A 12,298-nucleotide genomic window follows, 5' to 3' on the forward strand; every position below is an offset into this window, starting at 1 on the left:
GGTGCTCGCTAACTCTAAGCTGAACATTTACTCGTTTACATCCCGATTCAATATTAGCTATCAGCCGGAACTCTAGGCGTTACCGTGAGAAATCGGTCGTTGCGCCTAGAATCCTAGGCATCAGTTCAATGTAGCGTTTGGTGGCGTTATCGCCGGGTTACCGCGGCATCTGTTGGAAAACCAGCAACGTTTTTCAGACGATCGTTGCGGTGAAACGAACGCTCGTTAGGCACGATTTCGACAGTGAAATCAGATCGTTATCTTCCATGCCTGTCCCCTTCAGATCAGCTCACGAACGCTGACACCTTTTGGCAGGGACTCTCTGTTGATAGTTACCTGGTAGTCACCGAAGCTGCGGGCGGGCGTATCGGTCTCACCATGCACCCGAGCGACCTTCACTGTATCGAACAGCACATGGGCCGGCGCATTACCCATAGGATGTTCGTGCTTGAATACGATCAACTTGCGTGCCGCCATTTCACCACGGGTAGAGGATCGGTCATGTTCGAACATGTTGATCAAGCTGCGCCAGAGCAATTCGAGATCGTCTTCAGAGAAACCAGTCCGCTCGGCCAACTTGGCCGAGACAAAACCGTGGGCGCGGTACAGTCCATAGGGAATGATGTGTTTACGGCCCATTGTGCGGTTGTCGCCGCCTTGCTCCTCGGCTTCTTTCACCGTGGTCACGGCCATGCGGGTGATGGCGATTTCAATGGGTACAACCGGATCGATGGAGGTGGCAAAGGCCATTTGAATCGGGCCTCGCACCTGACCGCAGTTAACGCCTGTGCTCATCACCGCGCCAAAGGTACGCACGTCGAAGAAGTTGACGCACATCCAGTCGGTCAGCTCCTTGGCCTTGGCAACGTCTTTGGGTAGTTTTTTGTAGCCGTCCGTGACATCAGCTGCGATATCCAAGGCCTTCCATGCCAATTCGTGCTGACTATTCAGTACGGATTTCTCCTGCATATAAATGGCGTAACCCGCACCGCTCTCTTTCTCCAAACTGACGTAGTTGCGGATCTTGCGCTTGAGGCAAACATCGGAGACTAACCCCTGGCTGGTCTCAGGGTCGAGGCGCGGAAGGTTGCCAGCATCCGGATCACCATTCGGATTGCCATTAATGACATCGAACAAGAAGACAAACTCGTAACGGTTGGCGATGATACTCATTACTCTGTTCCTTGCACTTTGTCGGGCGACTTATTGGTGCTGGCTTCGCTGATAGGGCTAAAGCGCGCCTGGGATTGTTGGTAATAGCCGATGGCGAAACGCCCCTGATCCTCAAGTTTCAATCCGCGTGGGAATTGGGTACCGAAGCCATCGATGATTTCGCCTATCTCGCGCTCCAGGTGATGGGCCAACCCCGGGCTTACCTTACGCAGCTGGGCCAGCTGGTTTTGCATATTGCGCAACAGCATCGGAAAAATCGTGGCAGGGGTTGCTGACGCCACGCCGTAATAGCGATCACGGATGCTGATATTAGTGCCTAGGGCATAGCGCTCGGCGCTTTCCAATACGGCGAACAACCGCCCCAAGCGATAAGCGATGTTGCTGGCTTCCTTATCGAGGCTCACAGGCACCTCCTCGTTGATTCCCTTGACGCCAAGGCGCAGGTCGCGATTCAGGACTGCCTTACACAGCGCCACCCGCAAACCGGAGACATCTCCATCGGCACGCATACGCATGATCACGTTGGTCAGCAGGCTTCGCGGGTAGCGGCTGCCAGTCAAAACGGCGCGGGTCATTTCACCGGCCAGTTGTGGCGTAGTGTCTTCGGCCTTAGCTTTGCCATCTCGGCTGGGCGCCGTGGCGTTGAGTAAGCGCCAGATCGCCGGCTCGTTTTTCCAAGGCGTCGGCTCGATATGCAGATCCTGGTAATGCTCGGCCAGGCGTTGCGCAAAAAAAACCAAGCTGCCGGTCTGCCAGAACCGGACTGACAGGCGAGCAGCATTCGGTACCAGACCCAGCACGAACAACTGCGTGTTATCTTCCAGTTGTAACCCCAGATCACGTAAGGAGCTGCCCTTACCTACAGCATCCAGTATGCAACGTAATTTGGCGACTTCCTGGACATCGTCGCTGGCTGGACTGAGCAAGTCAGCAAACACCAGTTCGACATTACTAGCCTCCTCTGAGGTATCGGCTATGGCCCAGAACACGACACTGGCATCACCAATTTGCACGCGCTGGCGGTTGTGTTCATCCCGTCGCAACAGATGGTTAAGCGCCATTGTGTAGGCGAAAGCCACGGCCTCGGAGATGGGGGCGTTTGCGCCCTGGCTTTTATCGTAGGAACAAGAGGAATCCAGGTTGAAGGCGACGATGGAAGCACCTGAACTTTGGGCACCATTGACCCCCTTTATAGAAGGGTGAAGACGCGCCAATGGCAGACACTGGCCAGTCACTAGGCATAAACCTTCACGACTTTTAGAGTTCGTCAGCAGCTTGGCTCTGAGAAGTCGCGCGGCAGGTTGCTCATGCAGGTAGCTTTGCTCACCTTCGAGGCGGAACACAAAGTTGGCATCGAGCATTTCTTCACTGAACAACGGCGCTTGAAATCGATCAGGAGACCAGCTATCAAGAAAAGCCAAAAGTGCTTGAAGGGAGGGATCAAGTTCATCGATTAGGCATTGCTGATGTAGAGTCTTGAAAGCCTGGTGTTCTTGGTTGCTGCGCCCAATTGCCTTAGCACTGACACCCAATACATAACTGGACTTGTCCCAGAGAAAATTGGGCTTGATTCCGCGCGTTCGTTTTTCTGATTGAGGAACAGTTAGACGCTTGGGATGCGGTTTCTTGCCGGAGTTGTCGCGCACATCCAGCACATCCACCAGATCGCCCTTGGCCGACAGTACTAACACATAGCTGATGTTCTCCTTGCTATAGCCAAACACAGGCACCTTGTCTTGCCCGGCCAAGCGCAGGTAATAGTCATTGAGCGCAGCGAGGATCATGCCTTGACCTCCGCCGCGATGAAGGGCGGCACTTCGATAAGGCCATCGAGCATCTGCGCCCGGAAAAAATGTGGTGTTATGTCATCAGCAAAATCGATGTCATGCAGCATCCAGCCCAGATCACGAGACCCCACCAACGCTGCATCGGCAATCGGCTCGACTATGCCGGGTTCAAGCAACTGGAAATTGGCGGGAAACTCGCGCACCCCCAAACAGGGCGAATGGAAGTACTGCCCCTTGCGAGCGCGACGATTGAAAATATCCAGGTGTTTTCCTACAGAATCGCTGTCATCGGCCTTTTCGGTCAGCACGAAGTGTGCCTCGATGACATAGGCGACATCCCTCAGGACGGTGGCCGCGCGCTGCTGGCGGTGTTCATTGACAACGGTAATCAGACCGTCTGTGCGGTTGACCTTCATGGCCTTATCAACACTGTCGGAGGATAGTTTTCCGCCCACCTCGTTACGCCGCAGTGACTCGAAGCGAATCGGTTTGAGAACCTTAATTCTATCCACCGACCAGCGAATTGCCGGTTTCCAATGAATGGCTTCGAGAATACCGCGCGCCGCAGAGGGAGTGATCACGTCATAAGAGACGCGCTCCACCTTCATTTCTGGCCGAGTAAAACAAGCGCGTTCGCCCCAGATCAGCAATCGAACTCCGTAGGCCATCTGGCCCTCCTTCTCGGTTTGCTTTCCACGCCAGCGAGACCGCGACCTCTGCTTACCAAAACAACCGTTCGTTACTGATTAAGCCTGGATTAGGCGTCTCTCTCCAGAAGGTATAGTCGCCAATAGGCAATCGCAGGTTGTCCTGGCGGAATTTCAACGCTGTTTCAGCGAAGATTTGATCGCGTGATTGATGATTTTGGTTGAAGGCGAACTTAAGCGTCACCTAGATACGCAGATCGACCGCACTCCGATGATCAAACGGAGCCGAAACTGCTTCAAGCGAGGTTTGGTAGCTGCTCAATCCGCACAAACATGTCGGGTGCGACATCCATCGGATAATCGTCTTCCTCATGCCACGGGAAGCGTCAATCCACACGCCCACGTGAGGGCTGACATAACAATCTGGGCATACAGTAGTGCCCTGGGAAGTTTCAATCCGCACGCCCGTGCAGGGCGCGACACCACCGTTATCTTATAGTCCAATTATGGCTATAAAGAAAACTCTCCGGTTTTCGCGCACCGCAACGTGTTACCACGGTATGCGTCCGGCCATCACGCCTTGCGTAACTAAACCGGTTGCCACTTATGCGGCAGTAACCGGTCGATTTCACTCGCCCGCTGCATCGGCAGGCGCGTGAGAACATCCTTCAGATAGGTATACGGATCATGACCATTCATGCACCAGAACCTTCATGCGAGTGGCGCGGCGGTTGGCGAACAGATAAGCGCAGTGCGGCTTCGCCGCACCGAACACCGCGATCACCCTGACCAACGCAGTCTCGGTGCCGGCACGCATGTCCATGGGGTCCGTGGCGAGCCAGATGGAATCGATGCGGATCATTGAGCGGGCCCACGGATGAATCGGGCGCACCCTTCGGGATCGGAAGTTGGTCACTTTACCGTGAGCGTTTACCCATGCCTTTTTGTAACAGGCATGGTGGCTGGAGCTTCAGCGGTGAGTGCCACTGGGCTCGAACGGCCATTTACTGGCCTCTTTTCCAGTGCGCACTGTCGGATGGCCAGCTCGTTGTGCAGGACTACGGCAGTCAAGCCAGGTGCTCCAGCCACTGCTCATGGGTCAGCTGGGTGACGCTGGTTTCAACCTGCTGCTTGATTCCGTACTTGCGCGCGGCCAGGCGCTCGGCCATCCGCCAACGACTGTCGATCATCAGCTTGGCCTTGCTGATCGCCGCCGGGTCAAGCTCGGCGTCGTCGGCGATGTCGAGCGTCTCGTCGACGACCAGATCAATACGCACCGCCATGGCCGCCTGGTAGGCGAGGCGGAATTCTTCGTGCCTGATTAACCAGCTGCAGACCACTGCACGCGCCGGCATGCCTGGGCGTTTGCACAGGCGGTTCAGCGAACAGGGCTCCATCAGCGCGGCACAGATGCGCTCGGCCATTTCCGCGCTGTAGGTGGTCGGGCGGCCGGGGCCGCGCTTGGTCTTGGTCGGCTCCGCTGGCTTGGCCGCCGGGTTGTCGGTGAGGGTCTTGCTGGGGTTCTTCTTGCGCATACTTGCACCTCGTCAGTTCGCCGCGCCCTTCACGCAGGCAGCAGCCTTGGTTTAACGACTTCGTCTGGTCGCTCCAATGGTTCTGGCGGCGGACATGAAAAAGCCCGGCAGGGGCCGGGCTCTGGAGGCGCGCGCGTAGGGGCACAATCTGAAATTTATGATAGGTTTTTCGCTAAATAAGTCAATCATCCAATAGATTATAGCTATTTTTAGGTCGAGGGCAGATTGGTCAAAAAATGGAAGTAGCCGTATTGGTAAAAGTAGCTGTCTAGTCACTTTATCTGGTCGGTGCAGGACGACTGCGCAAAATTCAACCGGACCAGGTGCGCCCACTGCGCGGCGGGGACCTTTGTTTGAACAACAACGCAGAAAAACCCTCGCGCACGCGAAAAAACACAAGGCGCCAATCGAACTATTGGAGCATGAACATGGCAAACGGATGGACACCCGAGCAGCGAGCCCGGCTGGCAGAGCTGATCCAGCAATGGCGACCATGAGAGCAAAGCACCGGACCAAAAAGCGCTAAGGGCAAGGTTACTGCCTCGCGCAACGCCTGGAAGAGTGGGGTTCGCCCACTCCTCAGAGAGCTGGCACACCCGCTTCGGGAGCAGGAGCACTGCCGTCAGAGCCTGGGGTAACCCCTTCTTTCAGGTTGAGAATATCTGCGAGACCATAGCCGACAGCGCTTCACTTTCCGACTCCGGGAAGCCGTAATGGTCAAAAAGGTGATTGACCGCTCCGAAGCCTCGCTCCATAAAGCGGTAAAAGTTCTCCGGCGGCATGTATACCTTGCCAGGGGCAACCGTGACGGCAGATGCCAGGCACATCCCGACCAGCCTGATCGAGGACGGAGTGAGGAAGAAGAACCAGAATGGCCACTCCTGATCGAGACCATGCAGGTAGCGGCACACCTCCGGAATCTCGAACAGTTCGCGGGGATCGTCATCATAACCGGCGATGACCAGGGCCAGGCTGCCCTTGTAGCTCCATACATGGCGAGGGTCTCGGAGCGGCACCAGTGTCCGAAGAAAGCTCAGCGAGCTTTCCAGGTCGAAGGTCTCTATCTGCTCACGGTGGATACCGAAGATGATGGGATCTTCAAAGTCGTCATCCTCTTGGCTTTCCTCTTCAGCATCAGCCTTGTCCTCGTCTTCCTCGTCATATTCGGGGTCATCCTCACCCCAGATATAACGGTAGAGGCTCGGGCTTTCGTAATCGGCAGCCGCAGACAGTACGTCCTCTTTGAGCTTGGCCACGATGGCGCCGATATCCAGCGGAGCGCCAACGGCACCGTTCTTATCCGCATGGTGATCGTAGATGTAGTCCCAGCCAGCATCGGTGGCGGCCCACAGCGCCAACTGGGCATCTCTGTCCAACCCTTTTACGACGGAGTGCAACAGATCCACGATGATGTCTTCATAGATCGACCAGTCAATGGACTCCTCACGTTGGACCTGGGCACAAACTTCCTCCCACACATTTTCCAAGCCCGAGTCTCCAGACAGGGTCGCCTCTATCCCCTCAAGGTGGAGAACCACATCATTCACCGCCCGCTCGCTTAGCTTGGCAGCCCAAGAGGCAACAATGTGTTCCTCGATGCGCATCCGTGATCCCGCCATGGTGAATTGCTTTGATTTGCTGTTCTCCGGTGTCACCGTGCTCTGCTGCCTTCGTCTGGGTGACAGCCCCGTCGCGCACATCTGCGATGAAGCGCACCACGTAAGACTTAATGTTCTGCGCCATCTCGGCGCCGAACCGTTCCACCACCATGCTGACCACGACGCGCATCGCTTCGCGCAGGTCCTGGCTGGCGGCCTTCAAGTTCGCCACGGCCGAGATGAACAGCGGCTTGGCCTTGGCGTAGGTTGCCTCTTCGAAGGTTAGCCCAGAACTCAGCCAGCTTCCGCCGCCGAGCAGGGTAACGAGATCGTTGATTGCATCGTCCAAGGCGTTGTCGGCGTGCTTCGCCGCGCTGCCCAGGGCTTTCCCAGCAGAGCGCGGGGCGGGCTCGGCCCTCGCGGCGACCGGTGGCGCCGATGACTTCGGCGAGCACGTCACCGAACATGGGGTAGCTATTCCCTGGCAAGTCCGGGGCCTGTTGCTATCATCAACCGAGACAAACAACGACCGAAGGGAACACCCACTATGAACCTTCGACCCATCATGGCGCTTGCACTGGCCATGGCTTGCAGTACCGTCGCGGCAGACGAGTACCTTGGCAACCTCAGTGCCAATCCCTATGCGCCGAACTCAACCGCCAACCCCTACGGAGCCGGCAGCCGCTACGCGCCGAACAGCGTCAACAACCCGGCCGGCCAGTATGGCAGTCCCTACTCCAGCACCAGCGCCACCAACCCCTACACGACCAGCGCGCCCAAGCTCTACGACAGCCAGGGCAACTACCGCGGCAAGCTGAGCGGCAATCGCTACGACCCCGATTCAGTGTCCAATCCCTACGGGCGCTATGGCAGCAAGTACTCGCCCGACAGCATCAATAACCCCTATGGTGCCGGCAGCCCGTACCGTGCAGACAGCCCGAACAATCCCTATGGAAACGGGCTGAGGATGGTCGGTGATGATGAATAAACGCCGGCAGGTTGGCTGAGGGGCAATTCCAGCCAGGTTGTTGTCGGTGCGGTCGACGTCGACCAGTTGTTCGATACTCTCTACGCCTGGCTTAAAGACCCTCCACCTCAATTCCATGTTCAGCCAGCCAGTCCTTGCGTTGAGCGTAATCGGGCATGGCGCGCTCCAGGCGCAGCCAGAACTCTGGGGTGTGGTGCGGCTCGTGCAAGTGCACCATCTCATGCACCACCACATATTCAGCGATGTGCTTGGGCAGCAGGATGGTCTTCCAGTGGAAGTACAGCAGCGCGCCCTTGCCACAAGAGCCCCAGCGGTAACCCAGGTCCTGCACGCGCACACCGCCGGGCAACACTTCCATGCGCGCCTGATAGTCCTTCACGCGCACGGCCAGCCAGTTGCGGGCATGCTCGCTGTACCAACGAATGAAATGCTTACAGCGCTCGCTGTGCACGAATTTCGCCGGAACAGAGGCGCATTCAGTTCAATCAAGCGAGAAGCTGTGACCAAAGCTGTGACCAAATCGCTTCGAATTACCCAGAAACGAAAAAGGCCCACCTTGCGGTGAGCCTAAGTCGTTGATCTATATGGTGCCGGCACCAGGAATCGAACCCGGGACCTACTGATTACAAGTCAGTTGCTCTACCATCTGAGCTATACCGGCGTGTCAGGGCGACGATTATAGCGATTGGATAGGTTCTGTAAACCCCTGAATTTTGACTATTTTTGTGCGGGCTTCAGGTCAGGCGCGCAGCAGGGTTTTCTTGAGTTTCTGAATGGCTTGCCATGTTCGACTGTTTTGCATCGCGCGCAGCTGTGCTTCGGCCTGTTCGGCGCGTTGCAGGGCGGCGGCGAGTTGGTGTTCGATGTCACCGACGGGGTGGCTGAAGTTGTGGCCTTTGCAGAACCGGAATTCGTCCAGGTTGCACGGCGGGATGTCGAAGGCGGGTTTGAGGTTCAGGTGTTCTTCGGCGAGGTAGTAGGTGTTGATGCCGTCGAACAGGATGGATTGGTAGCCGGCGTCAATGACGAGGTTTTCCCAGGTCTGGTCGCGGTTCCAGGGGGTTTCGATGAGGATTACCCATGGTCGCCACTGGGTGAAGTCCATACCGCGCAGGACGGTTTCTTCGTGGCCTTCGACATCGATTTTCAGGAAGTGGATGGCGCGTCCCCGGGCGTGTTCTTCGCAGATGGAGGTCAGGGTGCGGGACTTGATCGTTTGGCGGCGCACGTCCATGCCGGCATCTTTATGCATTTCGGCCATGGCCGGGTCGAGGGTCGAGAGGCCGGTGCCGGCGATGCCATAGAAGGTCAGGTCGTCAGCACTTTCCCCGGCCGCGCATTGCAGGTTGGTGTCTTTGGGGCGTTGCTGGCACAGGGCTTCGTAGTAGTTGGGCATCGGTTCGACGTTAATGCCGGTCCAGCCATTGTCGTAGAACGCCTTGGTGACCGAGTCATGGGTCGGATCGTTTGCCCCGACGTCGATGTAGAAGCCGTTCTCGACGGTCTTGAGGGCGCGCCACAGGCGTATGTCTTCGAAATTCTGTGCGTAGGAAATGAACGTCACTGGCGCATCCTGTCGGAGGAATGTTCTTGTTCGTGGCCGCGCTGCCGGCGCCCTTGAGTGTGTGTATATCAAGAGTAATGAAAGGGTGCAATTTCCCCTGTCTGCGGTCCGTGATTAGGCGTTTATGTCGTTTTGATTAAATGCTTATGCACAATGCCATTGGCAGCGCACTGGGTTTAGGCCGAATTTGTGGAGCCGTTCTCATTTGTCCGCAAATACCTGTTTTTTCGATTTTTTATGCGGGTGTACAAAAAATGAACAGTATGGATTTTGCCCTGAAACCGGCGTGGATATTGGATCCACGATAATTCCATCAACAGAGTTATCCACAGGTCGGATGCGTTTAGGCGCGTTCGGCCAGGAGCAGGAAATTACGCGGCGTGAGCGGGGTTTCGCAGAAGGTACCGACGCGAACGCTGTAACCCTGCTCGGCGAGGAAAAGTGCCCGGTCCAGGACCAGCCAAAGCTCCAGTGGGCGTCGGAAAAGTCCGCGCAGTAGTTCAAGGTTGCGCACTTCGGCCAGTCGCTGCCAGCCGGCGGCTTCGAGACTTGGCCAATCTTGCGGGCCGATTGTGGATAACTCTTTGAGTGCGGCCAGGTGATGGCAGTAATCGGCGAAGGGTTTGTCCAGCCAGGCGCTGGGCAGGGAAGGGGTTGGCAGGTACTCGTCCATGCCGCGCAGTTGCCGTTGCAGCAAGTCGAATCCCAGGCGTCGGGCCATGGAGGTGTCGCGTTGACGTCGCACGCGGGCGCCGGCGGTAACGGTTTCACTCATGGGCAGCGCGAGGTCGTCGAGGGAAAGCTGTAGGCCGGAGCCTTTGGCGGCCGAGGAAATCGGCGAGTATTGGGCAAGACTGATCCGGTTGTAGCAGCACGGCGCAATGGCGAGTTGTTTGCAGCCTGTGGCGCTGGCGAGTTGAATCAGCCGCACATGCAGATCACCGCAGGCGTGAAGCGCGACGGGCGTGTGATGCGCGCTCAATAAAGTAGATGCGTCTGCCGCGAGCACATCCTGTTCGATGTGCAGCGCTTGCAGGTGATGGCGTTGGCTGAGTGCCTGGCCGCTGGTGACCAGTGCCGGGTCGTATTCCAAGCAAGTCAGTTGTTGCCCCGGTTGCAGCAGGCGGCGGCCCAAATGTCCCTTGCCGGAGCACCAGTCCAGCCAATGCTGCGGTGCCTCGGAAAACTGCAATCGACTGGCGAAGGCTTCGATCTGCTGCCATTTGCGCCCCGGTACATCGACGTTCAATCGATGGCCGGCCGCTTCAAGCGCACGTGGGGGCAATTCATCCATGGCACTCAAGGCAACGGACATCCTTGCCAAGGAAGCAAAGGGTTCCGGTGCATTCAGGAGGGCGGGTTGGTTGTGAGCGTTTTCCGCGTCTTCCAGCGTTCGCTCGCGTAGCCATGCGGCCAGTTCCGGGTAGGACGCTTCCCAAGGTAGCTGAAGATGAGTGAACGGCCGGGGTTTCCACAATGCTTGATGCTCTGTCAGAAAAGCATCCAGCGCGGTGAAGCGGGCGAGCAGGGCCTCGCCCGTCAACACCTGGGAATCAACGCCCTTGGCAGGCATCGACGCGCAACCAGCGCTCCAGCAGCTTGAAACCGCGTACCAGCACATAGGCCATTACCAGGTAGAACATGCCCGCGGCGAAGAAGATCTCTACCGGCAGGTAGGTCCGGGCAATGATGGTGCGGGCCATGCCGGTCAGCTCCAGCAAGGTCACGGTGCTGGCCAAGGCACTGGCCTTGAGCATCAGGATCACTTCGTTGCTGTAGGCCGGCAGGCCGATGCGCGCGGCGCGTGGCAGGATGATATAGAACAGCGCCTTGGGTCTGGACATGCCCAGCGCCCGCGCCGCCTCGATCTCGCCGGGCGGAATCGCCTGAATGGCGCCCCGCAGGATTTCCGCAATGTAGGCCGCGGTGTGCAAGGTCATGGTCGCCGTGGCGCACCAGAACGGATCGCGCAGGTACGGCCACATCGAACTGTTACGGATCGCGTCGAACTGCGCCAGGCCGTAGTAGACCAGGAACAGCTGAACCAGCAACGGCGTACCACGGAAAAAGAAGATGTAGCCGTAGGGAAATGCCCGTACCCACCACAGGCGCGACGAGCGGGCGATGCCCAGTGGAATGGCCAGCAGCAAACCGGCGATCACGGCGATGGCCACCAGTTCCAGGGTCAGGGTTGCGCCCTGGGCCAGTTTCGGCAGCCACTTGATGATGACTTCCCAGTTCATTGGGTGCTCCTCGCGAAGCCGCGAGCGGCACGTTTTTCCAGGAAGTGCATGCCGGTCATCGCCAGCACCGTCAGGCTCAGGTACATGAACGCGGCCACCATATAGAAGGTGAACGGCTGTTTGGAGACGGTTACGCCGATCTGCGCATGACGCATGATTTCTTCCAGGCCGATCACCGACACCAGCGCGGTGTCTTTCATCAGGATCATGAACAGGTTGCCCAGGCCGGGCAGGGCGATGCGCCACATCTGCGGCATGATCAACTTGGTGAAGATGCGCCACTTCGACAGACCCAGGGCCACACCGGCTTCACGATGGCCTTTGGGGATGGCGAGGATCGCGCCGCGAAACACTTCCGTGGCGTAGGCGCCGAAGCACAGGCCCAGCGCAATCACACCGGCGGCGAAGGCGTTGAGTTCAAGGTCGGGGTTGCCGAAGAACTCGCCCAGGGCACGCATCAGGTTGACCGTGCCGAAGTAGATCAACAGTACCCAGAGCAATTCCGGGATGCCGCGAACCAGGGTCGAGTAAGTGCCGCCAAGCCATTGCAGCGGCTTGTACGGGGAAGTCTTGGCCAAGGCGCCGAGCAGACCGAGTACCAGCCCCAGGCACAGGGCCGAGAGTGCCAGTTTCACAGTCATCAGCGCGCCAGCGGCGAGCGCCGGGCCGAATCCGTAGAGGTCGATAATCATGGATTTCTTTTCAAATCGCGGCAGGCAAGGCCGAGAACCGGCGCCATCAGACGCCGGTCAGGCAGGTCAGT

12 protein-coding genes, 1 tRNA gene and 2 pseudogenes are annotated in these 12,298 nt (G+C 57.7%); 1 reads left to right on the plus strand and 14 read right to left on the minus strand.

Annotated features, from left to right (window positions below):
- Positions 1-279 precede the first annotated feature (279 nt).
- The 8 genes and pseudogenes from cas7c to AC3IX1_RS01550 form a co-directional block, all read right to left on the minus strand.
- Positions 280-1,173 (minus strand): type I-C CRISPR-associated protein Cas7/Csd2, encoded by an 894-nt coding sequence (gene cas7c / locus AC3IX1_RS01515; protein WP_489386862.1) that lies wholly within the window; start codon positions 1,171-1,173, stop codon positions 280-282.
- Entirely contained in the window at positions 1,173-2,957 is a 1,785-nt protein-coding gene (cas8c, locus tag AC3IX1_RS01520; RefSeq protein ID WP_489386863.1) for a type I-C CRISPR-associated protein Cas8c/Csd1, read from the minus strand. Before cas8c ends, cas7c begins: the two co-directional genes overlap by 1 nt.
- On the minus strand, positions 2,954-3,628 hold the full coding sequence (gene cas5c / locus AC3IX1_RS01525) for a type I-C CRISPR-associated protein Cas5c (protein ID WP_489386864.1): 675 nt from the start codon (positions 3,626-3,628) through the stop codon (positions 2,954-2,956). The genes cas8c and cas5c overlap by 4 nt, the downstream gene beginning before the upstream one ends.
- Positions 3,629-4,195: 567 nt before the next feature.
- Positions 4,196-4,306: pseudogene (locus AC3IX1_RS01530) on the minus strand (transposase domain-containing protein); the annotation flags it as partial.
- Positions 4,293-4,469: an IS66 family insertion sequence element accessory protein TnpB gene (gene tnpB / locus AC3IX1_RS01535; RefSeq protein WP_489386865.1), complete on the minus strand. Its 177-nt coding sequence runs from the start codon at positions 4,467-4,469 to the stop codon at positions 4,293-4,295. The gene tnpB and the pseudogene AC3IX1_RS01530, both read right to left, overlap by 14 nt.
- Before the next feature lie 205 nt (positions 4,470-4,674).
- Positions 4,675-5,142, minus strand: coding sequence for a terminase small subunit-like protein (locus AC3IX1_RS01540; protein ID WP_489386866.1), 468 nt, complete (start codon positions 5,140-5,142; stop codon positions 4,675-4,677).
- Between the two features lie 647 nt (positions 5,143-5,789).
- Positions 5,790-6,746, minus strand: coding sequence for a hypothetical protein (locus AC3IX1_RS01545; RefSeq protein ID WP_489386867.1), 957 nt, complete (start codon positions 6,744-6,746; stop codon positions 5,790-5,792).
- Entirely contained in the window at positions 6,682-7,089 is a 408-nt protein-coding gene (locus tag AC3IX1_RS01550) for a hypothetical protein (protein WP_489386868.1), read from the minus strand. Before AC3IX1_RS01550 ends, AC3IX1_RS01545 begins: the two co-directional genes overlap by 65 nt.
- A 198-nt stretch (positions 7,090-7,287) precedes the next feature.
- Between AC3IX1_RS01550 and AC3IX1_RS01555 the strand changes: the two genes are divergently transcribed.
- Positions 7,288-7,728, plus strand: a complete 441-nt coding sequence (locus AC3IX1_RS01555) for a hypothetical protein (protein ID WP_489386869.1) — start codon at positions 7,288-7,290, stop codon at positions 7,726-7,728.
- 91 nt (positions 7,729-7,819) lie between these two features.
- Here the strand turns inward: AC3IX1_RS01555 and AC3IX1_RS01560 are convergent.
- The 6 genes and pseudogenes from AC3IX1_RS01560 to AC3IX1_RS01585 form a co-directional block, all read right to left on the minus strand.
- Positions 7,820-8,161: pseudogene (locus AC3IX1_RS01560) on the minus strand (M48 family metallopeptidase); the annotation flags it as partial.
- A gap of 152 nt (positions 8,162-8,313) precedes the next feature.
- Positions 8,314-8,389: transfer RNA gene (locus AC3IX1_RS01565), tRNA-Thr, on the minus strand.
- Between the two features lie 78 nt (positions 8,390-8,467).
- Positions 8,468-9,292 carry an FkbM family methyltransferase gene (locus AC3IX1_RS01570; protein WP_489386870.1) on the minus strand — a complete coding sequence of 275 codons (825 nt, stop codon included), beginning with the start codon at positions 9,290-9,292 and terminating at the stop codon, positions 8,468-8,470.
- Between the two features lie 343 nt (positions 9,293-9,635).
- The gene (locus AC3IX1_RS01575; protein ID WP_489386871.1) at positions 9,636-10,865 is read right to left on the minus strand and encodes a methyltransferase; all 1,230 of its coding nucleotides are present in this window, start codon (positions 10,863-10,865) and stop codon (positions 9,636-9,638) included.
- Positions 10,846-11,535, minus strand: coding sequence for an ABC transporter permease (locus AC3IX1_RS01580; protein ID WP_008046525.1), 690 nt, complete (start codon positions 11,533-11,535; stop codon positions 10,846-10,848). Before AC3IX1_RS01580 ends, AC3IX1_RS01575 begins: the two co-directional genes overlap by 20 nt.
- On the minus strand, positions 11,532-12,227 hold the full coding sequence (locus tag AC3IX1_RS01585) for an ABC transporter permease (RefSeq protein WP_057712425.1): 696 nt from the start codon (positions 12,225-12,227) through the stop codon (positions 11,532-11,534). The genes AC3IX1_RS01580 and AC3IX1_RS01585 overlap by 4 nt, the downstream gene beginning before the upstream one ends.
- Positions 12,228-12,298 lie beyond the last annotated feature (71 nt).

Source organism: Pseudomonas sp. KH_046_2 (genome assembly GCF_057838985.1).